We start from the raw sequence: 25,904 nt of genomic DNA on the forward strand, positions 1-25,904 counted from the left end.
TACACAATAATACGCCTAATCTAAAGTAATTAACATGCCTCGTTTATTTAAAACCTCCTTGGTTTTCCTTTTTGTACTTGCCCCTCTTCTGTTATTCTCCCAAGTGAAAATCATGACTTGGAATCTAAAAAATGTTGGAAGCAGTAAAACAGAAGAAAATATCAGCTATATTGCTCAAATCATGAAACAAGCAGATGTAGTTGCTATTCAAGAAGTCGTAACAAATCCAAGTGGCGCGCAAACCATTTTAGCCCTACATGAAGAGCTCAATAGAAAAAGTGGTGCTAAATGGGATTATGCACTCAGTGATCCTACCGTAAGTTCTCCTTATCGATCAGAACGCTATGCTTATCTGTGGAAAACGAAACAGCTCAAGCTACAAAAAAAGGCCTTTTTAGAACCAACCTATCAAATGGAAATTGAACGCGAACCCTACATGGCTACCTTTCAACATAAAGATTTCCAATTTACCTTGGTCAGCCTGCATGCATTGCCCAAAAAACATCAACCTGAACAAGAGATCAAGTATTTGAAATTCTTACCTGCACTTTATGAGAATAAAAATCTTATTTTCTTAGGGGATTTCAATACACCCGAATCGAACTCTGTTTTCAACCCACTAAAGAAACAAGGATACACCCCTGCCTTTACCAATCAGAAAACATCTTTGCGCCAGAAATGTATCAAGGGAGACTGCTTGGCAAGCGAATATGACAATATTTTCTTGCAACAAGAACTTTTTACTGTCAAAACCGCCAAAGCTATTTTATTTTTTGAAGATTTTGAAACAATCAAAGAAGCAAATAAGGTTTCTGACCATATCCCTTTATTGATTGAGATAGAATAAAAAAAGGATTTCAGTAATTGAAATCCTTTTCTAAACAATTAAAATATAATAAAAACATCTATTACCTTCTATTCATGTAAATCATTACATAGTATAGCAATGTCCCTAAAGAAGAAAGCGCCGCTACTACATACGTTCTTGCAGCCCATTTCAAGGCATCTTTAGAGCCTACTAATTCTTGAGGAGTTACGATATGTTTCGCCTCCAACCATTTCAATGCACGATTACTCGCATCGTATTCAACTGGTAGTGTTACAAAAGAGAATATCGTAGTCAACGCAAAAAGAACAATTCCCAATAACAATAATTGAGGAAACGTTTTCAGCATTAATACACCTCCGATTAAAACAAACGGCATAAAGCGGGACGACACTTCTAAAATGGGAACCATTCTTGAGCGCATCGTTAACCAAGAGTAAGCCTGTGCATGTTGCACAGCGTGTCCTACTTCGTGAGCTGCTACAGCTGCCGCTGCCGCATTGCGTTGATTGTATACGGCTTCACTTAAGTTTACCGTTTTATCCATCGGATTATAGTGATCAGTTAATCTACCTGGTGTAGAAATCACGCGTACATCGCGAATACCGTGGTCTAAAAGCATTTTTTGTGCAATTTCGGCACCACTCATCCCATTCTGTAAATGAACCTCAGAATACTTCTTAAATTTAGCTTGTAAACGATTACCCACCCACCAACTGGCAAGCATCATGGCAATCATAAAAACCCATATCATCATAGATACAACAATTAATGTTCTTTACTGATATAGCAAATGACGCGCCAAATAAAAAAAGCAGTCATTTTGTCATAAAAAAAGAGAGACTCTTGCGAATCTCTCTTTTATATTTTGATTAGAAATCAGCTTATTTAAGCTTTTTCTTAACTTCCACTTCTTGGAATGCTTCAATCGTATCGTATTCTTTGATATCGTTGTAGTTTTTAATTTGAATACCACAATCATATCCTTTAGATACTTCTTTCACGTCATCTTTGAAACGTTTAAGCGCAGTAAGTTCTCCTGTATAGATAACTACACCTTCGCGGATTAAGCGGATCTTAGAGTTACGGAAGATCTTACCATCAATAACCATACATCCTGCAATTGTACCCACTTTAGAAATCTTGAATAACTCTCTAATTTCAGCAGTACCTGTTACTTCTTCTTTCAACTCTGGAGATAACATACCTTCCATTGCGTCTTTCAAGTCATCGATTGCATCATAGATAATTGAGTAGTTTCTGATGTCGATTTCCTCTTTATCTGCTAATACTTTAGCCGAAGCCATTGGACGAACGTTGAATCCGATGATAATTGCATCTGATGCAGAAGCTAACAATACGTCAGATTCTGTAATGGCACCCACTCCTTTGTGAATGATATTGATTTGAATTTCTTCTGTTGATAATTTCGAGAATGAATCCGAAAGTGCTTCAACAGATCCATCCACGTCTCCTTTTAAGATGATGTTCAATTCTTTGAAATCTCCTAAAGCGATACGACGTCCAATCTCAGCAAGTGTGATATGTCTTTGTGCACGAACTGATTGCTCACGTAATAATTGAGTACGTTTTGCAGCAATTTGTTTTGCCTCTTTTTCTTCTTCGAATACGTTGAATTTATCTCCGGCTCCTGGTGCTCCGTCTAATCCCAATACAGAGATTGGTCTTGATGGTCCAGCTTCTTGTACTGCATTTCCACGTTCATCATGCATTGCACGAACTTTACCGTGGTTACATCCTGCTAATAGGTAATCTCCTACTCTCAATGTACCAGCTTGTACTAATACCGTAGATACATATCCACGTCCTTTATCTAAGTATGCTTCTACAACAGTACCTGATGCTAATTTGTCTGGGTTTGCTTTTAATTCAAGCATTTCTGCCTCAAGTAAAACTTTCTCCAACAATTCTTTCATTCCGATACCTTGTTTTGCAGAAATATCTTGTGATTGGTATGTACCTCCCCATTCTTCAACCAATAAATTCATAGAAGCTAATTTCTCTTTAATCTTCTCTGGGTTAGCCGTTGGCTTATCCACTTTATTGATTGCAAAAATAATAGGTACTCCAGCAGCTTGTGCGTGACTAATCGCCTCTTTTGTTTGTGGCATGATGTCATCATCCGCTGCAATTACAATAATTACAATATCGGTAACTTGAGCTCCACGTGCACGCATTGCGGTAAACGCCTCGTGACCTGGTGTATCTAAGAAGGTAATTTGTTGACCATTCTCTAACGTTACTCCATATGCTCCGATGTGTTGTGTAATACCTCCAGACTCTCCTGCAATTACGTTCGCTTTACGTACGTAATCCAGTAAAGATGTTTTACCGTGATCCACGTGTCCCATTACAGTCACGATTGGTGCACGAGGTTTTAAATCTTCTGGTCTATCTGGAGTCTCTTCAATTGCTTCTTCTAAATCAGCAGTTGTAAAGTCAACTTCATAACCAAACTCATCAGCAACAATTGTCAATGTTTCAGCATCTAAACGTTGGTTCATGGTAACCATGATTCCCAAAGACATACATGTTCCGATTACCTTTGTAATAGGCACATCCATCATGGTAGCAACTTCACCTACAGTAACGAATTCTGTTACTTTCAGTACTTTGTTTCCTGCTTCTAATGCTCTTTGTTCCTCATCTGATTTTTTACGGTGAACATCACGTTTATCACGACGGTATTTCGCTGCTTTCGATCTGTTTCCTTTACCTTGTAAACGCTCAAGCGTTTCTTTAATTTGGTTTTTAACTTCTTCTTCCGTTGGCTCAGCTTTTACAACTGGAGCATTTCTACGGTTGTTGTTGTTATTTTTATTGAACTTACCATTGTTTCCACCTGGTTTATTCGCATTATTTCCACCTGGGCGGTTGTTATTTCCTCCTGGTCTATTTGCGTTTCCACCTGGTTTATTAGCAGTTCCACCTGCGTTATTTTGGTTTGCACCAGCGCCTTCTGCATTGGCAGGTTTTGCAATACGTTTTCTTTTATTACGCCCAGCAGCATTGCCTTTTTTGTCGTCTTTCTTCTCCTCCTTCTTCTTCTTAGGCTTGTCAAACTGAGACAAATCGATCGTTTGCCCTGTAAAAGTAGTCCCTGAAAGTTTTTGATAATTCGTTTTGATGATTTCATCACCTAACTTCGCATCAACTTTATCGTCTTCAACTACTTTAGTTTCTTCGTTTGCTATTTTAGCAGACTCCTTATGTTGCTTTTCTTCCACAGGTTTGTCTTTTACTTTTGATTCTTTATTCGCTACTTTCTTCGCTTCAACTTTTTTTGTCGTATTTTTTGCTGAATCAGTTTTTGAATCGACATCAACCTTAGCAACAGGAGCAGCCTCAACTTTCTCCTCTACTTTTTCTTGTGCAACGCTTTCTTTCGCAACTGGTTCTTCACTCTTTACAGGCTCAGCTTTCTTTTCTTCTTTCTCAACCACTTTTTCAGATACAGCTGAAGAAGATTCTAAAGTTTTTTTAGGTTCAAGATCAATTTGACCCACAGTTTTGATAGCAACTTGCTCTTCTGCTTTGGCTCTAATGATTTCTTGTTCTTTCTTGATACGAGCTTGTTCTTCTTGTTTTCTCTTTTCTTCTAATTCACGTTCACGCTCAACTTTAAGCGCTTCCTTTTCTTTTCTTTTCTCTTCACTCACTTCAATAGAAGCTTCCTTTTTCCCTCTATCAGCAGAAAACTGTTTATTCAGAACGTTAAATTCTTCTTGGGAGATCTTTGCATTTGGTGTTGCATCAATTTCATACCCTTTGCCTTTCAAAAAGTCCACGGCTCTATCTAGAGAAATATTTAATTCCCTTAAAACTTTATTTATTCTTATTGCTCTTTCTTCAGACATATTATCTTTTTAGTGTATTATTTGTGTTGTGTTTTTAATAGAAGTGTTGGTTTAATCCTCAAACTCTTCCTTAAGAATACGAAGAACCTCTTGAATCGTTTCTTCTTCTAAGTCTGTACGTTTGATTAGTTCCTCTACACTTAAATTCAACACGCTTTTTGCTGTATCTAATCCAATCTTCGCAAACTCCTCAATCACCCACACGTCGATTTCATCGCTGAATTCTCTTAATTCAACATCATCATCTTCTGGGTTCAATTCGCGCATTACATCGATATCAAATCCTGTTAACATTCCTGCTAACTTAATGTTTTGCCCTCCTTTTCCAATTGCTCTAGAAACTTCTTCCGTATCTAAATATACGTTTGCTTTTTTGGTTTCTTCATCAAATACAACCTTATTTACTTTTGCAGGCGCTAATGCACGTTTAATAAACAAGTCTGTATTGGTTGTGTAATGAATAACGTCGATATTTTCGTTTCCAAGTTCTCTAACGATTCCGTGGATACGCGACCCTTTCATTCCAACACAAGCTCCTACAGGATCAATTCTATCATCAGATCCTTCAACTGCAATCTTTGCTTTTTCACCTGGAATTCGAACTACCTTCTTAACTTGGATTTTGTCTTCTCCAATTTCAGGAATTTCTTGTTCTAACAAACGCTCTAGGAATCGGTTCGATGTTCTAGACATGATAATTTGAGGTTTTGCTCCTTTCAATTCAACAGCCTCAATAATTCCTTTTACTGTATCTCCTTTTCTGAAAAAGTCAGAAGGAATTTGTTTTTCTTTTGGCAAAACAATTTCGTTTCCTTCATCATCCATCAAAATTACAACTTTTGGTCGAATATGATGTACTTCTGCAGCGTAAATCTCTCCGATTACCTCTTTAAACTGCTTATATAGCGTAGCATTGTCATGCTCTGTTACTTTTGAGTTCAAATATTGACGTAAAGCTAAAACAGCTCTTCTTCCAATATCCTCTAACTTCACCTCTTCCGAAACTTCTTCTCCTACTTCAAAATCCGACTCAATCTTTCTAGCTTCACTTAATGAAATCTCATATTTATCATCCTCAACCTCACCATCGTTTACAACGACTCTACTTCTAAAAACCTGGAAATCTCCTTTATCAGGGTTAATAATGATATCGAAGTTATCGTCATCACCATATTTCTTTTTCAATGCATTTCTGAATACATCTTCTAAGATGGCCATTAACGTAACTCTATCAATGTATTTTAACTCTTGAAATTCTGAGAACGATTCTACTAAACCACTATTCTCCATCTGATATTTTTTTAAAATGAAATTATTATACTAGCTTCTTTTATATTTTCGAATGGTATAACAGCTTCTTTTTCAACTGTAACCTTTCCTTTTCCAACAGCTTTTGCTTCACGCGCTTTCCACTGTAATACGATCGATGCTTCTCCGACTGATGCGATTGTTGCTTCGTATTTCTCTTGATTTAAAGTAACTAATTTCACTTTTCTACCAATATTCTTCTTATACTGACGCAACAATTTCAACGGTGATGTCGCACCCGCAGAGGCAACTTCTAGAGCGAAATCGTGTTCTTCTCTATCTAAGTTGTGCTCTATGGCTCTACTTACATCAATACAGTCTTGCAAATTAACCCCGTTATCTCCGTCTAAGGTCACTAAGATCTTATTATCTGGAGAAATTGTCATTTCAATCAAAAACAACTCTTGCTTCTCAGCTAAAGCTGCATCCAACAACTCTTGTACTTTGTTTTTAAATGTCATATGCTATAAAAAGAGGGGACTATTATGTCCCCTCATTATTTAACTTCTTTAATAAATAACGGTGCAAATATACTATTTTTTTTGTACTAATAAAAACTTTTGTGTATTGATAATTATATGCTTAAATTTAGAACACTAAAAAAACATGTTAAACACTTAATCCACTTTTACACTTAATTATGAAAAAAATACTAATACCAACGGATTTTTCACAACAGGCACATAACGCAATTAAAGCAGGTGTAAATTTTGCGAAAAAACACAACGCTGAAATCATTTTACTACACATCCTTGATTTACCACAAGAAGCAAGTGATGGTATTAGTAAAGGAACACCAGCTCCAGAAGTAATGTTTTTCAAAAACGCTGCTGAACAAAAATTACAACAAATTGCACTAGATTCTTTATTTGATGGGTTAACGGTTTCTACAAGCTTAATTTTAGACCGTACTTCTCAAGGTGTGACCAAATCAGCCATTCACAATGAAGTGGACCTAATCGTTATGGGATCGCACGGAGCAAGTGGAATGAAAGAATATTTTGTTGGATCAAACACACAAAAAGTAGTGCGTACCTCTCCAGTTCCAGTATTTGTAGTAAAAGGGGAATTTGAAGACAACTGTATTAAGGACATCGTTTTTGCTTCTGATTTCACAAGCGAAATGAAAGATTCTTTCAAAAGCACATTAGCCTTAAACAAAGTAGTGGGTGCTGACTTACACTTATTAATGGTCAACACACCAAACAGTTTCAAAGCAACACATGTAGCAGAAGAAACGCTTGAAACATTCTTAGAAGATATTACAGATAAAGAATTTGATTTAAGCATCTACAATGATATCAACGTAGAAAAAGGGATTTTAAATTACTGTCAAAAAATTGACGCTGATTTAATCGCGATTGCTACGCATGGTCGTACAGGATTAGCACACTTCTTTAACGGAAGTATCAGTGAGGATTTGGTAAACCACTCACCTATTTCGGTATTGACATTTAAAATTGACTAATTTTTTGATTGGAGATGGGTTATGGGTAAATTTCTTTAGATTGATAAATCACACATCTTTACGACTTTACAAATAACAATTTCACTGGATAAAAATGCATAAATAAAAAAGGTTCGATTTAAAAAATCGAACCTTTTTTATTGGCAGTCAGTAGGAGGTTGTACTTTGTGAAGTCGTAGGTTGCTTTTTTGTGAAGTTGTGAGTTTTATCGATTAAAGAAGGAACTCAGTTTAATTAGAAGATGTTCTCTCCCTTTTCTCATTTCCCCTCTCCACTTGATTTGTGAGGTTTGGTTTTTATAAAATCATAAAGTTATTATTCACTCCTATCATTCATTAAATTTGAACTATACACTAAACAAATAATAGCAGCCAAAACCTTTCAAAAAAGCGAAAAACAAAAACACAAAAAAAAGCAAGTATCCTTTTCCCTTCGCTCAACTCCAAAAAAAAATGCCCGAAGGCATTTTTATTATTTTAATATTTCAATATGACTTTCCGAAACAGTCTTAATTGGAATGTAATTCTTTTTACCATCCACTAGCAGACACAGGTATATATTATCAATAGAAATCACATAACCTTTCAATCCATTGATTCCAATATATTGCCCTACTTCTAAATTTTTTCTCGCATAAAAAGAGTACAGCAATTTCGTAACCACATCTTTTGCACCCAACCCTAACGATAGTGCTACCGTCAGTAAGATAGCTCCTATAATAATAGAGATATTACTTGTAATTATAGACGTATCAATACCCATTTGATTCAACGTTGTAATCACAACGAAAATCAAAATCAAATAGAACAGAATATTTCCAATCATTCGCGCACCAACGAAATCTACCGCTTTCAGCACTTCTACAATTACCTTCTTAATCCAAGAAGCGAAGTACAGTCCACCAATAAAAATCAGCAAAGCCACAAATAACTTCGGCACGAACATCATCAGATTACCTATTTCACGCGAAACGATTTCTAACCCGAAAAGCTCTGCGCCAATAAGCACCATTAAAAACACAAGAAAAACCTTGACAAAGAAGAGCAGAATAGCATCAACTTTTACTCTAATCTTGATTTTGCTCAAAAACTCATTATCATCTAATCCCTCTTGAATTTTATCTAAACGAACCAGTTTAAACATCTTCTTAAGGATATAGGAAAAAAGCTTAAGCATTAGCCAGCAAAGCAATACATAACCTGCAATAAGCAGAAAACCAAAAACGCCCTTAACCAGTGAATTCATCACATCGTTAATCATCTCACTTGGATATTCAAAATTATATAATTTCTCCATCATGATCTTCTTTTTTAATTTTTTCTATTATTTTCTTTTCTTTCTCTTTATCAACATCTCCTAAAAACGATTCAACCACTTTGGGCACTTGAACCGTATAAAGTTCAGATACGTCTAAGGAAAGTTTAATAAAATTCAAATTGTCAATCACCCGATCTTTCAGATAGTCCGGCAATTTCTCGTCTTGCAGTATTTTCTTAAAAGGATTCTCCATTATGACAACGAATTATATAATTCTACAATCTTCTTTTTAGCCCTGTGTAATCGCATTTTTACAGCACTTTCTCCCAATTCAAGTAGTTGTGCTATTTCGCGTATCGATTTATCATCTTGATACTTCATTAATAAAACGATTTTATCCTCAGGATCAATTAAGCCTAGTGCTTCTTGAAGTTTTTCAACTGTTAATGAAAAAATTTCTTCGTCCGTCACTTCCTCGTCTGCAGTAGAAACATACATTGCTTCTTCCTGTAATTCCACATTATCTCTTTGCCGCTTTAAAATAGACTTCGAATAATTAACGCAATGATTATACGTAAAGGAATAAAGCCAAGTCGAAAATTTCGCTTCCCCCCTGAATGACTTTAAATTAAGGTATAATTTCACGAAAACATCTTGCGTCAAATCTTCTGCAGCATCTCGGGACTCAGCGAACCCCAAACATTTTTGATAGACTTTCTGCCCATACCGGTCATAAAGAATACCAAATAAACTTGTATTTCCATTGTGAATGATGAATTGTACCAACTCCTCATCCGTCATCGAAACAAAGTTTTGACTTTGCACATCCATTTTCATATTACTGTTTTACAATTCAAATGTAATAGATAGGAACAAATACATCGAATTTTTAACAAAAAGTTCTTAAATACTCCTAATGTGCAGTAATTTCTCCACATACTTTCCGATCACATCAAACTCCAAGTTTACTACTTGTCCTACCTCATAATGTTTGAAAATAGTATGCTCTTTTGTATACGGAATAATCGCAACGCTGAATGTATTAATTTCAGAATCCACAACAGTTAAGCTCGTTCCATCAATCGTAATTGACCCTTTAGAAATCGTCGTATGTTTTACGTTTTTATCAAATTCAAATCCGTAATACGTACTTCCATCCGCATCTTCAATTGACACACAACGACCAACCGTATCTACGTGTCCTTGCACAATATGTCCATCCAAACGCGCATTCGCCAACATCCCGCGTTCTAAATTAATTTCTTGTCCGATTTTCCACTGTCCGATTGTCGTAACATCAATCGTTTCTTTGATAGCCGTCACAGTAAAGGTTTCGTTTTCAATCGCCACGACTGTTAAACATATTCCATTGTGTAAAACACTCTGATCAATCTTCAGTTCATTAACGAATGAACACGATACAGTTAGGTGTATATTTTCTTTTTCTCGTGCAATATTTTTAACGATTGCAATTTCTTCAACAATTCCTGTAAACATTACTCCATTTATTTTATTAAATTTGTTTTCAAAATTACTAATAATTTATACGAAACTATGAGCCATAAAGAAGAAAATGTTAGGGTAGGTATATCAATAGGCGATTTAAACGGTATTGGACCCGAAGTTATCCTTAAATGTTTCGAAGACAACAGAATGCTTGAGCTCTGTACGCCCGTTATTTTCGGTAGTTCAAAGCCCTTATCTTATATTAAAAAGAACATCAATAGCAATGTGAATTTTCAAGGCATTGATAGTTTAGATCAAATTGTCACAGGTAAGCTTAACGTATTAAACCTTTGGAAAGAGAACGTCAACATCAACTTTGGCGTGAACGACCCAGTTGTAGGCAGCTATGCAATCAAATCATTTGTTGCAGCAACAGAAGCCTTAAAAAATGAGGAAATTGATATTTTAATCACTGCTCCGATTAATAAATACAACACCCAATCAGAAGAGTTTAAACACCCTGGGCATACAAATTATCTAAACGAACAGTTAGAAGGTAATGCTTTGATGCTTTTGGTTAGCGACGATTTAAAAGTGGGATTATTAACGGATCACCTTCCTTTAAAAGACGTTGCACAAGCAATTACTCCACAGCGCATCGAAGAAAAAGTAAAGACTATTCGCGAAGCACTGATGAACGATTTCAACATCTTCAATCCGCGTATTGCTGTTTTAGGACTTAATCCACATGCAGGAGATGAAGGCGTTATTGGAACGGAAGAGCAAGAAATCATCAAACCAACGATAACTAAACTAGCAGAAGAAGGCATACTCGTATCCGGTCCATTTCCAGCCGATGGCTTTTTTGGATCACAACTTTACAACAGCTTTGACGCAGTCATTGCGTGTTATCACGACCAGGGCTTAGCACCTTTCAAAGCGCTTTCTTTCAGTAAAGGTGTAAATTACACCGCAGGTCTAAATAAAATTAGAACTTCGCCTGATCACGGAACAGCTTATGATATAGCAGGTAAAAACCTAGCTGACCCTACTTCTTTTCGCGAGGCCTTGTACTTAGCCCTTGATGTTTTCAGAAACCGAAACCGAAACATTGAAGCCAAGAGTAACCCACTTGTGCCCCAAGAAAAAGAAAATAATACAAAAAAATTTGATAATTAGCTTGTAATAATAATAATTTTTTATCTTTGCACGCTCAAATCATGTATTTGATGAATACTGAAAAAACATATTCGATATCCTTCATAGGATTGAAAAATGGAGAACATACTTTTGAATATCAAATAGATAGTGATTTTTTCAAAAATTACGACTACGATGATTTCAACCGTATAGAAGCAAATATTAGCGTTCTTTTAAATAAAAAAGCTACCCTTTTAGAGGTAAACTTTAAGGCAAAAGGAGTTGTAAACGTTCCTTGTGATGTCACAAATGAAGACTTTGATCTTCCTATTGAGAATGAATTCAATCTAGTTGTAAAATTTGGAGAAGAATTCAATGACGATCACGATGAAATACTCATCCTCCCAATGAATGAATACGAGATTAAGCTCTCGCAGTACATCTATGAATTACTTGTATTGTCCATTCCTGTCAAACGAGTGAGCCCTGAAGCAGCAGAAGACGAAGACTTCGATGAAGAAGAATTTGATTTTTTATTTGGAGACGAAGACGAAGACAATGAAATGGAAGAATTACAAGAAGAAGAAACGACAAGTGATTCAGACAAGGCAGATATAGACCCTAGATGGGAAAAATTAAAAAAACTATTAACGGATAAATAATATAGTAAAATGGCACATCCTAAGAGAAAGACCTCGAAAACAAGAAGAGATAAAAGAAGAACGCACTACAAAGCTGTAGCTCCAACTATCGCTACTTGTCCTGTTACTGGTGAAGCTCACTTATTCCACAGAGCTTACTGGCACGAAGGAAAACTTTACTACAGAGGACAAGTTGTAATAGACAAAACAACAGCAGTAGAAGCATAAGCTTTTCAAAAACACAATAAACTCTCACAATGTGTGAGAGTTTTTTTTTGCCGAAATTTACCAAGAGAGCGAGTTTTAAGACTTAAAAAGGCTCCAGTTCGTTTTTTTTTCGTAATTTTCGCTTCTTTTTGGAATGTTTTTATAAAGTAAAGCAACACCATATGACAAAAATACATGCAGCCATTACTGCTGTTGGTTGTTATTTGCCCGAGACAAAGTTAACCAACGCGGATTTAGAAAAAATGGTTGAAACTAACGACGAGTGGATAACCTCTCGAACAGGAATTAAAGAACGTCGCATTCTTAGAGAACCTGGACAAGGCTCTTCGTATATGGCTATCAAAGCTGCGGAGAATCTAATTAAAAAATCAGGAGTAGATCCGAAAGAAATAGACTTAGTCCTATTATCAACCGCTACCCCAGACATGCCTGTAGCAATTACAGGAGTATACGTAGCTTCTCAAATTGGTGCTACAAATGCTTTTGCTTTTGACTTACAAGCTGCTTGTTCAAGCTTCTTATATGGAATGTCTGTTGCTTCTGCTTATATCGAATCTGGTAAGTACAAAAAGGTACTACTAATCGGATCGGATAAAATGTCTTCTATTATCGATTATACGGATCGTGCAACTTGCATTATTTTTGGAGATGCTGCCGGAGCAGTTTTATTTGAACCCAACACGGATGGTTACGGAATTATAGATGAATATCTAAGAAGTGACGGAATCGGAAGAGAATACTTAAAAATTGACGCTGGTGGCTCTATTTTACCAGCAAGCGCTGAAACAGTTGCCAATAAGCAACACTATGTTTTCCAAGACGGAAAAACTGTTTTCAAATACGCCGTATCAAACATGGCTGATGTGAGTGAGAAAATCATGCAACGCAACAATTTAACACACAGTGATGTAAATTGGTTGGCAGCACATCAAGCAAACAAACGCATTATCGATGCTACTGCTCACCGCATGGGAGTGGATGATTCTAAAGTTCTAATGAACATCGAGCGATACGGAAATACAACCTCTGCTACTTTACCCTTATTATTATGTGATTATGAAAACCAATTGAAGAAAGGTGATAATATTATCTTTGCTACCTTTGGTGGAGGTTTCACATGGGGATCGATATATTTAAAGTGGGCTTACAATAGTTAATTAATTTAGGAAAAACAACTAACCAATACATTAGTATGGACATTAAAGAAATTCAAAACCTAATCAAATTCGTAGCGAAATCAGGAGCTACAGAAGTAAAATTAGAAATGGATGATTTTAAAATCACCATCAAAACGACAGAAACAGGAAGCACTGAAACAACGTATATCCAACAAGTTCCAGTTGCACCATCAATGCCACAAGCACCTGTAGCTGCAGCACCAGTTGCAACTAGTGAAGCTCCAGCAGCTGCACCACAAGCAGGAGAAGATGCAAAATACATCACTGTAAAATCTCCAATCATTGGAACATTCTACAGAAAACCAGCTCCAGACAAAGCTCCTTTCGCAGAAGTAGGAACAGTAATCAAACCTGGAGATGTAGTTTGTGTTATTGAAGCAATGAAGTTATTCAACGAAATCGAATCTGAAGTATCAGGTAAAATCGTGAAAATCTTAGTTGACGATTCGTCACCTGTTGAGTTTGATCAACCTTTATTCTTAGTTGACCCATCTTAAGAAATTAAACAACCCTTTTTTGCTTGCGAAAAAGAAAAGTACAATTTAGAATTTAAAATTTCAGAAGATGTTTAAAAAAATATTAGTAGCTAATAGAGGTGAAATTGCTTTACGCATCATTAGAACGTGTAAAGAAATGGGAATAAAAACTGTAGCTGTTTATTCAACTGCAGATGCAGACAGCCTTCACGTACGTTTCGCTGACGAAGCAGTATGTATCGGACCTGCACCCTCAAACCTATCGTATTTAAAAATTTCCAACATTATCGCTGCAGCTGAAATCACAAATGCTGATGCGATTCACCCTGGATATGGTTTCTTAGCTGAAAATGCAAAGTTTTCTAAGATCTGTCAAGAGCACGGAGTAAAGTTTATCGGTGCTTCTCCTGAGATGATCGAAAAAATGGGAGACAAAGCAACAGCGAAAGAAACAATGAAGTTAGCTGGAGTACCAACGGTTCCAGGTTCAGATGGCTTATTAGAGTCATTAGAACACGCAAAGAAAACAGCCAAAGAAATTGGTTACCCTGTCATGATGAAAGCAACTGCTGGAGGTGGTGGTAAAGGGATGCGTGAGATCTTCAAAGAAGAAGAAATCGAGAGAGCGTGGGAAAGTGCTCGTCAAGAAGCTGCTGCTGCTTTTGGAAATGATGGAATGTACATGGAAAAACTAATCGTTGATCCACGTCACATCGAAATCCAAGTTGTAGGAGATTCGTATGGTAAAGCATGTCACTTATCTGAAAGAGACTGTTCAATCCAAAGACGTCACCAAAAACTTACTGAAGAAACTCCTTCTCCATTCATGACTGATGAATTGAGAGACAAGATGGGATTAGCTGCTGTAAAAGCTGCAGAATTCATCAAATACGAAGGAGCAGGAACGATTGAGTTCTTAGTGGACAAAGATCGCAACTTCTACTTCATGGAAATGAATACGCGTATCCAAGTGGAGCACCCAATTACAGAACAAGTGATTGATTACGATTTAATTCGCGAACAAATCCTAGTTGCTGCAGGTGTGCCAATCTCTGGTAAAAACTATACGCCTAAATTACACTCTATCGAATGTCGTATCAACGCTGAAGATCCATTTAATGACTTCAGACCTTCTCCAGGAAGAATTACTACGTTGCATGCGCCAGGAGGTCATGGAGTGCGTTTAGATACACACGTGTATTCTGGATACTCTATTCCACCAAACTACGATTCAATGATTGCAAAGTTGATCACAACCGCTCAAACAAGAGAAGAAGCAATCAACAAAATGAAACGTGCATTAGACGAGTTTGTAATCGAAGGAATTAAAACAACAATTCCTTTCCACAGACAGTTGATGGATGATCCAAATTACAGAGCAGGTAACTATACAACTGCTTTCATGGAATCATTCCACATGAAACCGTTAGAAGAAGAATAAACATATTCTACCTATACAAATAGAGGGAGCTAAATTTAGCTCCCTCTATTTTTTTTCTAAAAATCCATCTTTTAAAGCGTCAAAAACGCGATAAAAATTAGAAAAAACACAAGCTAGAATATTTTTTAGTAAAAAATTCAAATTCAATTCTTTTAGACTCCAAAAAAACTATATATTTGGTGTTCTAATATTTTTATTTTTTTAAAATGCACACAGGCGTAATTAAATTCTTCAACGAAGACAAAGGATTCGGTTTCATTACTAATGAAGCTACTAAACAAGACATCTTTGTTCACATCACAGGTTTAAGAACAAAGAATGTTGAACAAGGTAACCGCGTTTCTTACGAAGAGGAACAAGGTAAAAAAGGGCTTATTGCCACTAATGTACAAGTGATAGAAGATTAAGAAAATATATATAATTTTCCGTTACAGTAAAGCTATCTAACTCGCGTTAGGTAGCTTTTTTTTTATTCCTTTAATCACTATTTATAATTAATCTAAATACATATTGGGCTATATTAAAGAATTAGCACAAGACCAAGAGTTCCAAAGCTTTGTAAAGACGATCTAGGGCTCTATATTTGTATGTTGTATTCTAACATAAAACTTGTACTTATGCAATCAAGTCAACTCGATTTTATACCAATTTTAATGCAAATTGCACTAGCTGCGGGATTTGTATCTATGACGATATGGGTTTCTGGGAAACTAGGACCTAGAAAAAAATCAAAAATCAAGGATAGTACTTGGGAATGTGGACTAGAATCATTGGGAAACGCACGTATTCCTTTTAACGTAAAGTATTTCTTAGTTGCTATTCTCTTTGTTCTATTTGATGTTGAAGTAGTATTCCTTTATCCTTGGGCGATGAACTTTCAAGAATTGGGATGGGAAGGATTGGCCAAAATGGGAATTTTCTTATTCCTTTTGGTAGTTGGACTATTATATGAATTTAAAAAGAAGGGTCTCGAATGGGATTAAAAAACTAGGAAGATGAGCGATAAAAAATATAAAACAGTAGAAGCTCCTGATGGATATGTAGGAGAAGGTTTTTTTGCCACTAAATTAAGTGAAGTAGTTGGTTTGGCACGTTCTAACTCAATGTGGCCTTTACCTTTTGCCACTTCATGTTGTGGTATTGAATTTATGGCAACCATGGCTGCAACATATGATATTGCCCGTTTCGGATCAGAGCGTATGAGTTTCTCTCCTAGACAAGCAGATATGTTGATGGTAATGGGAACTATTTCGAAAAAAATGGCCCCTATCCTACGCCAAGTATACGAACAAATGGCTGAACCTAAATGGGTAATCGCTGTTGGTGCTTGCGCTTCTTCAGGTGGTATTTTTGATACTTATTCTGTATTACAAGGAATTGACAAAGTGATTCCAGTAGACGTATATGTACCAGGATGCCCTCCTCGACCAGAACAGATTCTTGATGGCGTTATGAGATTGCATGAAATCGTTAAAGCAGAATCAGTTTATAGACGTGGTACAAAAGAATACGATGAGTTATTAAAATCTTATAACATAGAAAGTAAATAGATATGGCATTAGATAATCAAACCATTCAAAAAGCTTTAATCGACCAATTTGGTTTGTCGGTTAAGGAATTTCACGAACAACACGACATGCTTATTTTTGAAGTCGCGCCTGATACTCTTCACGCAGTTGTTCAGTTTTTGAAAGAAAATGACCAGATGAATTTCAACTTTCTAACGGATGTTTGTGGGGTTCACTACCCAGATTCAGAAGAAGATCGTCAATTTGCCGTGGTATACCACATGCACAATTGGATGGACAACGTGAGAATTCGCTTCAAAACCTTTTTGAACAGCAAAAATCCAACGGTTGATTCTGTTGTAGATTTATTCAAATCTGCGAATTGGCAAGAAAGAGAAACCTATGATTTCTACGGCATTAAGTTCAAGAATCATCCACAATTAAAACGTATTTTAAATATGGATGAAATGGAATCTTTCCCACTGCGCAAAGAATTTCCATTGGAAGATGAAGGAAGAACAGACAAAGACGATCGATTCTTTGGTAGAACGATTCACAATTGTTAATAACTGATTAAGATTCAAGATTATGTCAGATTTATTATTACCACCGGAACAGAGATACGCGAAGCTGATTGAGGAAAAGTTTCAAGAAGATGGAACAGAGTTACAGATCTTAAACTTAGGTCCTACACACCCAGCAACGCATGGTATCTTTCAAAATATTATCTTATTAGATGGGGAAAAGGTACTAGATGGAGAAGGAACGATCGGTTATATTCACCGTGCCTTTGAAAAAATCGCAGAAAACCGCCCATTCTACCAAATCAACGTATTAACGGATCGTTTGAACTATTGTTCATCGCCAATCAACAATACGGCTTGGTGGATGACAGTAGAAAAAGCTTTAGGTATTGATATTCCAAAACGCGTGCAATATATGCGCGTGATTGTCATGGAATTAGCACGTATCGCAGACCACATCATTTGTAGTTCTGTTATGGGTGTAGATACAGGAGCCTTAACTGGATTCTTATATGTATTCCAATACAGAGAAAAAATATACGAAATCTACGAAGAAATCTCAGGGGCTCGTTTAACGACAAACATGGGACGTATTGGTGGATTCGAAAGAGAATGGAGCCCAACAGTATTCAAAAAAATTGAAGAATTTTTAGCTGAATTCCCTGCTATTTGGAGCGAATTTGAAGGTTTATTAACTAGAAATAGAATCTTCATGGATCGTACAGTAGGTGTAGGTGGAATCTCCGCAGAAGAAGCAATCAACTTCGGATTTACAGGACCAAACTTACGTGCGGCTGGTGTAGATTACGACGTTCGTATCGCTACTCCTTATTGTTCTTATGAGGATTTTGAATTTGAAGTTCCTGTAGGAACAGCTGGTGATTGTTACGATCGTTTCTGTGTGCGTAACGCAGAAGTTTGGGAAAGTATGAAAATCATCCGTCAAGCATTGGATAAAATGCCAGAAGGGCCTTTCCACGCAGATGTTCCGGAGTACTACCTTCCTCCAAAAGAAGATGTATACACCAATATGGAGGCTTTAATTTATCACTTCAAAATTGTGATGGGTGAAGTACCTGTTCCAGTAACTGAATTGTATCACGCCGTTGAAGGAGGTAATGGTGAACTAGGATTCTACTTGATCACAGATGGTAGTAGAACACCGTATCGCTTGCATTTCAGAAGACCTTGCTTTATCATTTACCAAGCGTACAATGACATCGTAAGAGGAGGTATGCTATCAGATGCGATTATTACCCTATCAAGTTTAAACATCATTGCAGGAGAATTAGACGCTTAAATCATGGAAACGAAGAAATACAAACAAAATATAAATATCACGCCTGAACTTCAACAACGCATTGACGAATTGTTGAGCCACTACCCTGCTGATAAAAAGAAATCAGCACTTTTACCTGTTTTACACGCAGCACAAGATGCACATGACAACTGGTTGAGCGTAGAATTAATGGATAAAGTGGCGGAGATATTAGGCATTTCATCTATCGAAGTATACGAGGTAGTTACATTCTATACGATGTACAACCAAAAACCAATGGGTACGTATATGTTTGAGTTTTGCTTAACTTCATGCTGTGGCATTCGTGGAGCAGACGATATGATGGAATACGCTTGTGAAAAATTAGGTATTAAACCAGGAGAAACAACACCTGATGGGTTATTTTCTGTGGTGGGTGTTCAGTGTTTAGGCGCTTGTGGATATGCACCAATGATGCAGTTAGGCGACTTCTACAAAGAGCACCTGACGCGAGAAAAAATCGACCAAATCATTGATGATTGTAAAGCAGGAAAAGTAATTCTTCACGACAAATAGTAATATGGCGACAAAAATATTATTAGACAAAATCAATATCCCTGGGATAAAATCATACGAAGTATATCGTCAAAATGGCGGGTATGCATCGGTTGAAAAGGCATTGAAAACAATGGCTCCAGACGATATTACAGAACAGGTAAAAGCATCAGGACTAAGAGGTCGTGGAGGTGCAGGTTTCCCTGTTGGTTTAAAATGGAGTTTCATCGACAAAAAATCAGGTAAACCAAGACACTTGGTATGCAACGCCGATGAGTCTGAACCAGGAACATTTAAAGATAGATACTTAATGGAATATATCCCTCACTTATTAATTGAGGGAATGATTACGGCAAGTTATGCTTTAGGAGCAAACTTATCGTACATCTATATCCGTGGTGAATATATGTGGGTATTCAAAACCTTAGAAAGAGCCATCAAAGAAGCGTATGCTGCAGGATGGTTAGGGAAGAATATCCTAGGAACTGATTACTCTCTTGATTTACATGTGCACTGTGGTGCTGGAGCGTATATCTGTGGAGAAGAAACAGCCTTAATTGAATCCTTAGAAGGAAAAAGAGGAAATCCTCGAATCAAACCACCTTTCCCTGCGGTAAGTGGTTTATGGGGAAACCCAACGGTAGTAAACAACGTAGAATCAATTGCTAATATTCCATGGATTGTCAACAATTCTGGTGATGATTATGCTAAAATTGGTTTAGGTCGTTCTACAGGAACAAAATTAATTTCTGCTTCAGGACACATCAGAAAACCTGGCGTTTATGAAATTGAAATGGGTATTACCGTAGATGAATTTATCAATTCGGATGAATACTGTGGTGGAATGATGGATGATCGTCCAATCAAGGCTTTAATCCCTGGTGGATCATCAGTGCCTATCTTACCTGCTCACTTAATATACAAAACAGCGAATGGTGAAGATCGTCTCATGACGTATGAATCTTTATCTGATGGTGGTTTTGAAAGTGGATCCATGTTGGGATCAGGTGGTTTTATTGTTTACAATGATACCGCTTGTATCGTAAGAAATACATGGAACTTTGCTCGTTTCTATGCACATGAAAGCTGTGGACAATGTTCACCATGTCGCGAAGGAACAGGATGGATGGAAAAAGTATTGCACCGCATTGAAACTGGACACGGAACAATGGAGGATATTGACCTATTATGGAATATCCAAAGCAATATTGAAGGTAACACAATTTGTCCATTAGGAGATGCTGCTGCTTGGCCAGTTGCTGCTGCTATTAGACATTTTAGAGAAGAGTTTGAATATCACGTTTTATTCCCTGAAAAAGTAAAAGACAGAAATCACTATGTCAATGAACCTTTTGAGAGCGTAAAACACCTGATTAATAAATAATGCTAATTTTTTAGCTAAAAAGCACAATTTATGAAAGTTACTATAGACGGACATGAAATAGAAGTAGAACCAGGAACATCCATTCTACAAGCAGCAAGAATGATTGGTGGGGAATCAGTTCCACCAGCGATGTGCTATTACTCAAAACTAGAAGGAACGGGAGGAAAATGTAGAGCTTGTTTGGTTGAAGTTTCGAAAGGTAGTGAAGCAGATCCACGTCCGATGCCTAAACTAATGGCTTCTTGTAAAACAGGAGTTATGGATGGTATGGAAGTAAAAAGCATCTCTTCACCACGAGTTTTAGAAGCGAGAAAATCAGTAACCGAATTTCTTCTTATTAATCACCCTTTAGACTGTCCTGTTTGTGATCAAGCGGGAGAATGTGATTTACAAAACTTAGCGTTTCAACACGGAAAAGAACAAAAAAGATACCAGGAAGAAAAAAGAACATTTGAACCTGAAAACATAGGAGATAACATCCAATTACACATGAATCGTTGTATTTTGTGCTACCGTTGTGTAAAAACAGCAGAGCAATTAACAGATGAACGCGTACACGGTGTTTGTGGTAGAGGGGAACACGCTCAAATCTCAACTTATATTTCAGCAGCAATTGAAAATGAATTCTCTGGAAACATGATTGACGTATGTCCAGTGGGTGCATTAACAGATAAAACCTTCCGTTTTAAATCTCGTGTTTGGTTTAATAAACCGTACAATGCACACCGCAACTGCCCTACTTGTTCTGGAAAAACGACGGTATGGATGTTTGGAGATGAAATTCAACGTGTAACGGCTCGTAAAGACGAATTCCACGAAGTAGAAGAATTTATCTGTAACTCGTGTCGCTTTGACCACAAAGAAACAAGTGATTGGGTAATTGAAGGACCGCGTAAATTCGAAAAATTCTCTGTAATCAATCAAAATAATTACACGAAGAAATTAGATCACGTAGTAATTAAAACAGAAGAACATATTTTAGAAGGACGTGAGCAGGATCGCAAAAAGATCAGTATGAAAGCTATCCCTTTTACTAACGAAGAATCTAAAGAATAAAACGGTATAAAATGGATAAAGCTATTATTATTGATAAAGCAGTTATTATTGTAGTTGTATTCGCAATTACAATGCTTATGGCGATGTATGCTACGTTAGCTGAACGAAAAATTGCAGCGTGGATACAAGATCGTTTAGGTCCAAACCGTGCAGGTAAAGGAGGGGTTTTACAACCTTTGGCCGATGGTTTAAAACTATTTGCTAAAGAAGAATATGAACCAACAACACCTAACCGATTCTTATTCAAATTTGGTCCTTTCCTAGCCATGACCTTGGCACTTATGACAAGTGCTGTATTGCCTTGGGGTGACAAATTTGTTCTTTTTGGAAGAGAGATTATTCTACAAGCCGCAGATCTTAACGTAGGAATCTTATACGTTCTTGCTGTATTATCTGTTGGAGTTTACGGAATTATGATTGGTGCTTGGGCATCTAATAATAAATATTCATTGATGAGTGGTATTCGTGCTGCTTCTCAAATGATTTCATACGAAATTGCAATGGGACTTTCACTTATCTCTTTGTTGTTATTGACACAAAGTATGAGTATGAGAGAAATTGCATTGCAACAAAGTGGAATGAACTGGAACGTATTTTATCAACCTTTAGGGTTCTTAATCTTCCTAATTTGTTCATTCGCTGAAACAAATAGAGCCCCTTTCGACTTAGCTGAATGTGAGCAAGAGTTAATCGGTGGATTCCACACGGAATACTCTTCGATGAAAATGGGATTCTTCTTATTCGCAGAATATGCAAACTTGTTTATTTCTTCTGCTATCATCGCGGTGTTGTACTTTGGAGCTTATAACTATCCAGGTATGTCATGGGCTGTTGAAAATTGGGGAGTGAACATTGCCAATGTTTTGGGAATTGTAGCCCTATTTATAAAAATCTGTTTCTTCATCTTTGTATACATGTGGGTACGTTGGACTTTACCGCGTTTCCGTTATGACCAATTGATGAACTTAGGATGGAAATCATTAATCCCATTGGCATTATTGAACTTAATCGTTACAGCAGTTGTAATCTTACTATTAAACTAATTAAACATGTCATCAACTAATACATATTCTTTATCAGGAAGAAAGAAGATGGTTTCTAACAAGAAACTAACTTGGAGTGAGCGCATCTATTTGGTTGCGATTTTCAAAGGAATGATGGTTACCTTAAAACACATGTTTAAGAAAAAGGTGACAATCTCTTATCCTGAACAAACCCGTCCATTTAGCCCTGTATACCGTGGTAGACATACGCTAATGCGCGACGACGAAGGAAGAGAGCGCTGTACTGCTTGTGGTTTATGTGCTTTATCTTGTCCTGCAGAAGCAATCACGATGAAAGCTGCAGAACGTAAACCAGAAGAAAAACACTTATACCGCGAGGAAAAGTATGCTGAAATCTATGAGATCAACATGCTTCGTTGTATCTTCTGTGGTTTATGTGAAGAATCTTGTCCTAAACAAGCCATTTACTTGACTAAATCAGGAGAGATTACCAAAGCAGATATCACGCGTGAAAACTTTATCTACGGAAAAGATAAATTGGTTATGCCTTTAGAGGCAGCTATTGCTAATACGAACAAACAGAATCAAGCGTAATTATGATAGAAATTTTATTTTACATCCTTTCGACCATTACACTCGGAAGTGCAGCGTTAACGTTGTTGAGTAAAAACCCTATTCACAGCGCTTTGTGGTTGGTTGTTAGTTTCTTCTCAATAGCAGGTCATTACATCCTATTGAACTCACAGTTTTTAGGAATGATCCATATTATGGTATACTCAGGGGCCATTATGATTTTAATGTTATTTACCATCATGTTAATGAACTTAAATATCAGCCACGAAGTATCTAAACCTTTAGTGTCTAAAGTAGTAGCAACGATTGCCTTCTGTTTAGTAGGGTTATTGTTGTTATCAATCACTTTAAGAGGAAATCAAGCGTACGAATTACAATATGCTAGCCACGGACAAGACTTCCAATCTGTTCACGTACTAGGAAAAGTATTATTGAATGAATACGTAGTTCCATTTGAAATGATTGCAGTATTATTATTACTAGCAATGATTGGAGCTGTATTGATTTCTAAAAAAGATAAATCTGAAAAAGCAGCATAATTATGGAAAATGTAATTGAAATCATCGGTATTGATAAATACATCTACTTATCGATTCTATTATTCTGCATCGGAGTATTTGGAATATTATATAGACGAAACGCAATTGTGATGTTTATGTGTATTGAGATTATGTTGAACTCAGCTAATATGTTATTAGTTGCATTTTCAACTTATCACCAAGATGCACAAGGACAAGTTTTTGTTTTCTTTACTATGGCAGTAGCCGCAGCAGAAGTTGCCGTTGGATTAGCTATCCTCGTATCGATTTACAGAAATATCGGCGCAATTGATATTGATAAATTAAAGAACTTAAAAGGATAATTCCTTATGGATACAAACGTAATTTTACTTTTATTATTAGTCCCATTAATTGGGTCTTTGGTCAATGTTTTCTTCGGAAAAAAATTAGGTAATGGTTCAGGAATTATCGCAACTGTAGCAGTTTTAATTTCTTTTATCATTTCACTATTGGCATTCATCCAGGTGAACAGTACCAAACAACCTATTGAGATTGAACTATTCGAATGGATGGCCTTAGCTAACTTCAATGTTACTTTTGGCTTTTTGCTGGATCAACTTTCTTTGTTGTGGTTGTTATTTGTTACTGGAATCGGAACATTGATTCACTGGTATTCGACCAACTACATGAAAAATGACGAAAACTACGGTAAGTTTTTCGCTTATTTAAATCTATTCATCTTCTTCATGATTGTGTTAGTTACAGGAAGTAACTTATTAATCACATTCATCGGATGGGAAGGTGTAGGATTATGTTCTTACTTATTAATCGGATTTTGGCATAAAAACCAGTCGTATAACGACGCCGCTAAAAAAGCATTCATCATGAACCGCATTGGGGATTTAGGCTTTTTAGTTGGGGTATTTATCTTGGCTTTCTTATTCCAATCTTTGGATTATATGACGATTAAAGAAGCATTAATGCACGGAACAAACCACCAAATCAATACGTGGATTGGATGGGCTGCTTTAGCCTTATTCATTGGTGCAGTAGGAAAAAGTGCTCAAATTCCATTGTATACTTGGTTACCCGATGCGATGGCAGGACCAACACCTGTTTCTGCGTTAATTCACGCGGCAACAATGGTTACTGCAGGTATCTTCTTAATCACTAGATTAAACTTTGTTTTTGACTTAGCACCGCATATCCAAAATATCATTGCCATTGTAGGAGCTGTAACTTCTTTGTTTGCTGCTACTATTGGTTTGGTACAAACCGATATCAAAAAAGTATTGGCCTATTCAACCGTATCTCAATTGGGGTTAATGTTTATGGCTGTTGGTTTTGGTGCTTACGAAATCGCGGTGTTCCACGTGGTAACACACGCTTTCTTCAAAGCTTGTTTATTCTTAGGATCAGGATCTGTTATCCACGCTATGGGTGGTGAACAAGACATGAGAAATATGGGAGGTTTAAAGAAATTTATGCCTGCAACTTATGCTACTTTTCTTTTAGCAACAATCGCTATTTCAGGATTCCCTCCTTTCTCGGGATTCTTCTCGAAAGACGAAATCTTATTAACAGCTTTCAGTCATAATCCAGTATTATACGTAATCGGATCTATCGCGTCTATCATGACGGCATTCTATATGTTCCGATTGTTATACTTGACTTTCTTCAAAAATTTCAGAGGAACGCAAGAACAAAAAAATCATTTGCATGAAAGTCCAGCTGCCATTACCGTTCCTTTATGGATTTTAGGTATTTTATCTGTGGTAGGTGGAGCAATTAGCTTACCTGGAAACAGTTGGTTAAATAGCTATTTAGAACCTATTATCGTGAACAGTGCTAACGCACATCCACACGTATTAGGTACAACAGAATACATCCTAATGGCTATCGCAGTTATTGGCGCATGTATTGGTTTATTTATTGCGTATAGCAAATACATCAAAAAAGGTGAACTTCCTCCTGCAGATGAACAAATGACAGGATTCCACAAGGTATTATACAACAAATACTATATCGACGAAATCTACATGAAAGTAATTGTAAAACCAATTTACGCGCTTGCAGTATTCTTTAGAGATGTAGTAGAAGTAGTATTGTCTGAAGCCATTTATGGATTAGGAAAAATAGCAGATGGATTATCACTACAAGGGAAAAAAGCACAAAACGGAAATATCGGATTGTACTTATTTGCTTTTGTATTTGGAATCTGTTTGATGTTGTATTATTTATTCATTGCAAGATAA

At 36.7% G+C, this 25,904-nt stretch carries 29 protein-coding genes; 21 read left to right on the forward strand and 8 right to left on the reverse strand.

The annotated features are described in order from the left end of the window. Window positions 1-34 precede the first annotated feature (34 nt). Window positions 35-847, forward strand: coding sequence for an endonuclease/exonuclease/phosphatase family protein (locus ACUTSE_RS04835; RefSeq protein ID WP_445639448.1), 813 nt, complete (start codon window positions 35-37; stop codon window positions 845-847). A gap of 61 nt (window positions 848-908) precedes the next feature. On the opposite strand, the gene ACUTSE_RS04840 is transcribed toward ACUTSE_RS04835, so the two are convergent. From ACUTSE_RS04840 to rimP, 4 genes are all read right to left on the reverse strand, one after another. After that, window positions 909-1,580, reverse strand: coding sequence for a zinc metallopeptidase (locus ACUTSE_RS04840; RefSeq protein WP_181816770.1), 672 nt, complete (start codon window positions 1,578-1,580; stop codon window positions 909-911). Between the two features lie 130 nt (window positions 1,581-1,710). Next, on the reverse strand, window positions 1,711-4,704 hold the full coding sequence (gene infB, locus ACUTSE_RS04845; protein WP_002989062.1) for a translation initiation factor IF-2: 2,994 nt from the start codon (window positions 4,702-4,704) through the stop codon (window positions 1,711-1,713). A 51-nt stretch (window positions 4,705-4,755) separates the two neighbouring features. Beyond that, window positions 4,756-5,994 carry a transcription termination factor NusA gene (nusA, locus tag ACUTSE_RS04850; RefSeq protein WP_002989060.1) on the reverse strand — a complete coding sequence of 413 codons (1,239 nt, stop codon included), beginning with the start codon at window positions 5,992-5,994 and terminating at the stop codon, window positions 4,756-4,758. A gap of 11 nt (window positions 5,995-6,005) precedes the next feature. Next, window positions 6,006-6,473, reverse strand: a complete 468-nt coding sequence (gene rimP / locus ACUTSE_RS04855) for a ribosome assembly cofactor RimP (protein ID WP_002989059.1) — start codon at window positions 6,471-6,473, stop codon at window positions 6,006-6,008. A gap of 179 nt (window positions 6,474-6,652) precedes the next feature. On the opposite strand from rimP, the gene ACUTSE_RS04860 reads away from it, so the two are divergent. Then, window positions 6,653-7,480 carry a universal stress protein gene (locus ACUTSE_RS04860; protein WP_002989057.1) on the forward strand — a complete coding sequence of 276 codons (828 nt, stop codon included), beginning with the start codon at window positions 6,653-6,655 and terminating at the stop codon, window positions 7,478-7,480. 471 nt (window positions 7,481-7,951) lie between these two features. Here ACUTSE_RS04860 and ACUTSE_RS04865 read toward each other — a convergent pair whose 3' ends face one another. The 4 genes from ACUTSE_RS04865 to ACUTSE_RS04880 form a co-directional block, all read right to left on the reverse strand. Beyond that, entirely contained in the window at window positions 7,952-8,779 is an 828-nt protein-coding gene (locus ACUTSE_RS04865) for a mechanosensitive ion channel family protein (protein WP_002989055.1), read from the reverse strand. Further along, window positions 8,760-8,990, reverse strand: a complete 231-nt coding sequence (locus ACUTSE_RS04870) for a hypothetical protein (RefSeq protein WP_115092210.1) — start codon at window positions 8,988-8,990, stop codon at window positions 8,760-8,762. The genes ACUTSE_RS04865 and ACUTSE_RS04870 overlap by 20 nt, the downstream gene beginning before the upstream one ends. Then, entirely contained in the window at window positions 8,990-9,574 is a 585-nt protein-coding gene (locus ACUTSE_RS04875) for an RNA polymerase sigma factor (RefSeq protein ID WP_002989051.1), read from the reverse strand. Before ACUTSE_RS04875 ends, ACUTSE_RS04870 begins: the two co-directional genes overlap by 1 nt. Before the next feature lie 66 nt (window positions 9,575-9,640). Further along, window positions 9,641-10,234 (reverse strand): riboflavin synthase, encoded by a 594-nt coding sequence (locus ACUTSE_RS04880; RefSeq protein WP_445639449.1) that lies wholly within the window; start codon window positions 10,232-10,234, stop codon window positions 9,641-9,643. Window positions 10,235-10,291: 57 nt separating this feature from the next. Between ACUTSE_RS04880 and pdxA the strand changes: the two genes are divergently transcribed. The 19 genes from pdxA (at window position 10,292) to nuoL (ending at window position 25,904) form a co-directional block, all read left to right on the forward strand. Continuing rightward, window positions 10,292-11,362, forward strand: coding sequence for a 4-hydroxythreonine-4-phosphate dehydrogenase PdxA (gene pdxA / locus ACUTSE_RS04885; RefSeq protein WP_445639450.1), 1,071 nt, complete (start codon window positions 10,292-10,294; stop codon window positions 11,360-11,362). Between the two features lie 50 nt (window positions 11,363-11,412). Then, window positions 11,413-11,985, forward strand: a complete 573-nt coding sequence (locus ACUTSE_RS04890) for a YceD family protein (protein ID WP_445639451.1) — start codon at window positions 11,413-11,415, stop codon at window positions 11,983-11,985. Window positions 11,986-11,994: 9 nt separating this feature from the next. After that, the gene (gene rpmF, locus ACUTSE_RS04895; RefSeq protein WP_002989043.1) at window positions 11,995-12,192 is read left to right on the forward strand and encodes a 50S ribosomal protein L32; all 198 of its coding nucleotides are present in this window, start codon (window positions 11,995-11,997) and stop codon (window positions 12,190-12,192) included. A gap of 161 nt (window positions 12,193-12,353) precedes the next feature. Beyond that, a complete protein-coding gene (locus tag ACUTSE_RS04900; RefSeq protein WP_002989038.1) occupies window positions 12,354-13,349 on the forward strand; it encodes a beta-ketoacyl-ACP synthase III in 996 nt (331 codons plus the stop codon). 35 nt (window positions 13,350-13,384) lie between these two features. After that, window positions 13,385-13,867, forward strand: coding sequence for an acetyl-CoA carboxylase biotin carboxyl carrier protein (accB, locus tag ACUTSE_RS04905; RefSeq protein WP_002989035.1), 483 nt, complete (start codon window positions 13,385-13,387; stop codon window positions 13,865-13,867). A 67-nt stretch (window positions 13,868-13,934) separates the two neighbouring features. Continuing rightward, window positions 13,935-15,287 carry an acetyl-CoA carboxylase biotin carboxylase subunit gene (accC, locus tag ACUTSE_RS04910; RefSeq protein ID WP_060875513.1) on the forward strand — a complete coding sequence of 451 codons (1,353 nt, stop codon included), beginning with the start codon at window positions 13,935-13,937 and terminating at the stop codon, window positions 15,285-15,287. A 206-nt stretch (window positions 15,288-15,493) separates the two neighbouring features. Then, a complete protein-coding gene (locus ACUTSE_RS04915; RefSeq protein WP_115092205.1) occupies window positions 15,494-15,694 on the forward strand; it encodes a cold-shock protein in 201 nt (66 codons plus the stop codon). A gap of 210 nt (window positions 15,695-15,904) precedes the next feature. Beyond that, window positions 15,905-16,270: an NADH-quinone oxidoreductase subunit A gene (locus ACUTSE_RS04920; protein WP_002989025.1), complete on the forward strand. Its 366-nt coding sequence runs from the start codon at window positions 15,905-15,907 to the stop codon at window positions 16,268-16,270. 12 nt (window positions 16,271-16,282) lie between these two features. After that, the gene (locus ACUTSE_RS04925) at window positions 16,283-16,837 is read left to right on the forward strand and encodes an NADH-quinone oxidoreductase subunit B (RefSeq protein WP_002989023.1); all 555 of its coding nucleotides are present in this window, start codon (window positions 16,283-16,285) and stop codon (window positions 16,835-16,837) included. A 2-nt stretch (window positions 16,838-16,839) separates the two neighbouring features. After that, complete coding sequence (locus ACUTSE_RS04930) at window positions 16,840-17,361, forward strand: NADH-quinone oxidoreductase subunit C (protein WP_002989021.1); 522 nt, start codon at window positions 16,840-16,842, stop codon at window positions 17,359-17,361. A gap of 22 nt (window positions 17,362-17,383) precedes the next feature. Then, on the forward strand, window positions 17,384-18,619 hold the full coding sequence (locus ACUTSE_RS04935; RefSeq protein WP_002989019.1) for an NADH-quinone oxidoreductase subunit D: 1,236 nt from the start codon (window positions 17,384-17,386) through the stop codon (window positions 18,617-18,619). A gap of 3 nt (window positions 18,620-18,622) precedes the next feature. Further along, complete coding sequence (locus tag ACUTSE_RS04940; protein ID WP_002989017.1) at window positions 18,623-19,153, forward strand: NADH-quinone oxidoreductase subunit NuoE family protein; 531 nt, start codon at window positions 18,623-18,625, stop codon at window positions 19,151-19,153. A 4-nt stretch (window positions 19,154-19,157) separates the two neighbouring features. Further along, window positions 19,158-20,516, forward strand: a complete 1,359-nt coding sequence (gene nuoF, locus ACUTSE_RS04945; protein WP_353117325.1) for an NADH-quinone oxidoreductase subunit NuoF — start codon at window positions 19,158-19,160, stop codon at window positions 20,514-20,516. 30 nt (window positions 20,517-20,546) lie between these two features. Next, window positions 20,547-21,572 (forward strand): 2Fe-2S iron-sulfur cluster-binding protein, encoded by a 1,026-nt coding sequence (locus ACUTSE_RS04950; RefSeq protein ID WP_002989013.1) that lies wholly within the window; start codon window positions 20,547-20,549, stop codon window positions 21,570-21,572. A gap of 11 nt (window positions 21,573-21,583) precedes the next feature. Continuing rightward, entirely contained in the window at window positions 21,584-22,615 is a 1,032-nt protein-coding gene (gene nuoH / locus ACUTSE_RS04955) for an NADH-quinone oxidoreductase subunit NuoH (protein WP_002989011.1), read from the forward strand. Window positions 22,616-22,621: 6 nt separating this feature from the next. After that, complete coding sequence (locus tag ACUTSE_RS04960; protein WP_002989009.1) at window positions 22,622-23,170, forward strand: NuoI/complex I 23 kDa subunit family protein; 549 nt, start codon at window positions 22,622-22,624, stop codon at window positions 23,168-23,170. Window positions 23,171-23,172: 2 nt separating this feature from the next. Then, on the forward strand, window positions 23,173-23,688 hold the full coding sequence (locus tag ACUTSE_RS04965) for an NADH-quinone oxidoreductase subunit J family protein (protein WP_002989007.1): 516 nt from the start codon (window positions 23,173-23,175) through the stop codon (window positions 23,686-23,688). Window positions 23,689-23,690: 2 nt separating this feature from the next. Beyond that, window positions 23,691-24,011 (forward strand): NADH-quinone oxidoreductase subunit NuoK, encoded by a 321-nt coding sequence (gene nuoK / locus ACUTSE_RS04970; RefSeq protein WP_002989006.1) that lies wholly within the window; start codon window positions 23,691-23,693, stop codon window positions 24,009-24,011. Between the two features lie 6 nt (window positions 24,012-24,017). Next, window positions 24,018-25,904 (forward strand): NADH-quinone oxidoreductase subunit L, encoded by a 1,887-nt coding sequence (gene nuoL / locus ACUTSE_RS04975; protein ID WP_115092201.1) that lies wholly within the window; start codon window positions 24,018-24,020, stop codon window positions 25,902-25,904.

The organism is Myroides sp. TSA_177.3, assembly GCF_052691955.1.

Excerpts from the sequence above, each read along its gene's own strand:
- ACUTSE_RS04840 (WP_181816770.1), bottom strand. The coding sequence starts at position 1,580 with ATGATATGGGTTTTTATGATTGCCATGATGCTTGCCAGTTGGTGGGTG.
- nuoH (WP_002989011.1), top strand. The coding sequence starts at position 21,584 with ATGGATAAAGCTATTATTATTGATAAAGCAGTTATTATTGTAGTTGTA.
- ACUTSE_RS04940 (WP_002989017.1), top strand. The coding sequence starts at position 18,623 with ATGGAAACGAAGAAATACAAACAAAATATAAATATCACGCCTGAACTT.
- ACUTSE_RS04935 (WP_002989019.1), top strand. The coding sequence starts at position 17,384 with ATGTCAGATTTATTATTACCACCGGAACAGAGATACGCGAAGCTGATT.
- ACUTSE_RS04890 (WP_445639451.1), top strand. The coding sequence starts at position 11,413 with ATGAATACTGAAAAAACATATTCGATATCCTTCATAGGATTGAAAAAT.
- rimP (WP_002989059.1), bottom strand. The coding sequence starts at position 6,473 with ATGACATTTAAAAACAAAGTACAAGAGTTGTTGGATGCAGCTTTAGCT.
- ACUTSE_RS04915 (WP_115092205.1), top strand. The coding sequence starts at position 15,494 with ATGCACACAGGCGTAATTAAATTCTTCAACGAAGACAAAGGATTCGGT.
- ACUTSE_RS04925 (WP_002989023.1), top strand. The coding sequence starts at position 16,283 with ATGAGCGATAAAAAATATAAAACAGTAGAAGCTCCTGATGGATATGTA.
- infB (WP_002989062.1), bottom strand. The coding sequence starts at position 4,704 with ATGTCTGAAGAAAGAGCAATAAGAATAAATAAAGTTTTAAGGGAATTA.
- ACUTSE_RS04880 (WP_445639449.1), bottom strand. The coding sequence starts at position 10,234 with ATGTTTACAGGAATTGTTGAAGAAATTGCAATCGTTAAAAATATTGCA.
- ACUTSE_RS04930 (WP_002989021.1), top strand. The coding sequence starts at position 16,840 with ATGGCATTAGATAATCAAACCATTCAAAAAGCTTTAATCGACCAATTT.
- nuoK (WP_002989006.1), top strand. The coding sequence starts at position 23,691 with ATGGAAAATGTAATTGAAATCATCGGTATTGATAAATACATCTACTTA.
- ACUTSE_RS04900 (WP_002989038.1), top strand. The coding sequence starts at position 12,354 with ATGACAAAAATACATGCAGCCATTACTGCTGTTGGTTGTTATTTGCCC.
- nuoF (WP_353117325.1), top strand. The coding sequence starts at position 19,158 with ATGGCGACAAAAATATTATTAGACAAAATCAATATCCCTGGGATAAAA.
- ACUTSE_RS04865 (WP_002989055.1), bottom strand. The coding sequence starts at position 8,779 with ATGATGGAGAAATTATATAATTTTGAATATCCAAGTGAGATGATTAAC.
- ACUTSE_RS04870 (WP_115092210.1), bottom strand. The coding sequence starts at position 8,990 with ATGGAGAATCCTTTTAAGAAAATACTGCAAGACGAGAAATTGCCGGAC.
- accC (WP_060875513.1), top strand. The coding sequence starts at position 13,935 with ATGTTTAAAAAAATATTAGTAGCTAATAGAGGTGAAATTGCTTTACGC.
- ACUTSE_RS04920 (WP_002989025.1), top strand. The coding sequence starts at position 15,905 with ATGCAATCAAGTCAACTCGATTTTATACCAATTTTAATGCAAATTGCA.
- rpmF (WP_002989043.1), top strand. The coding sequence starts at position 11,995 with ATGGCACATCCTAAGAGAAAGACCTCGAAAACAAGAAGAGATAAAAGA.
- ACUTSE_RS04960 (WP_002989009.1), top strand. The coding sequence starts at position 22,622 with ATGTCATCAACTAATACATATTCTTTATCAGGAAGAAAGAAGATGGTT.
- nusA (WP_002989060.1), bottom strand. The coding sequence starts at position 5,994 with ATGGAGAATAGTGGTTTAGTAGAATCGTTCTCAGAATTTCAAGAGTTA.
- pdxA (WP_445639450.1), top strand. The coding sequence starts at position 10,292 with ATGAGCCATAAAGAAGAAAATGTTAGGGTAGGTATATCAATAGGCGAT.
- ACUTSE_RS04860 (WP_002989057.1), top strand. The coding sequence starts at position 6,653 with ATGAAAAAAATACTAATACCAACGGATTTTTCACAACAGGCACATAAC.
- ACUTSE_RS04965 (WP_002989007.1), top strand. The coding sequence starts at position 23,173 with ATGATAGAAATTTTATTTTACATCCTTTCGACCATTACACTCGGAAGT.
- nuoL (WP_115092201.1), top strand. The coding sequence starts at position 24,018 with ATGGATACAAACGTAATTTTACTTTTATTATTAGTCCCATTAATTGGG.
- ACUTSE_RS04875 (WP_002989051.1), bottom strand. The coding sequence starts at position 9,574 with ATGAAAATGGATGTGCAAAGTCAAAACTTTGTTTCGATGACGGATGAG.
- accB (WP_002989035.1), top strand. The coding sequence starts at position 13,385 with ATGGACATTAAAGAAATTCAAAACCTAATCAAATTCGTAGCGAAATCA.
- ACUTSE_RS04950 (WP_002989013.1), top strand. The coding sequence starts at position 20,547 with ATGAAAGTTACTATAGACGGACATGAAATAGAAGTAGAACCAGGAACA.
- ACUTSE_RS04835 (WP_445639448.1), top strand. The coding sequence starts at position 35 with ATGCCTCGTTTATTTAAAACCTCCTTGGTTTTCCTTTTTGTACTTGCC.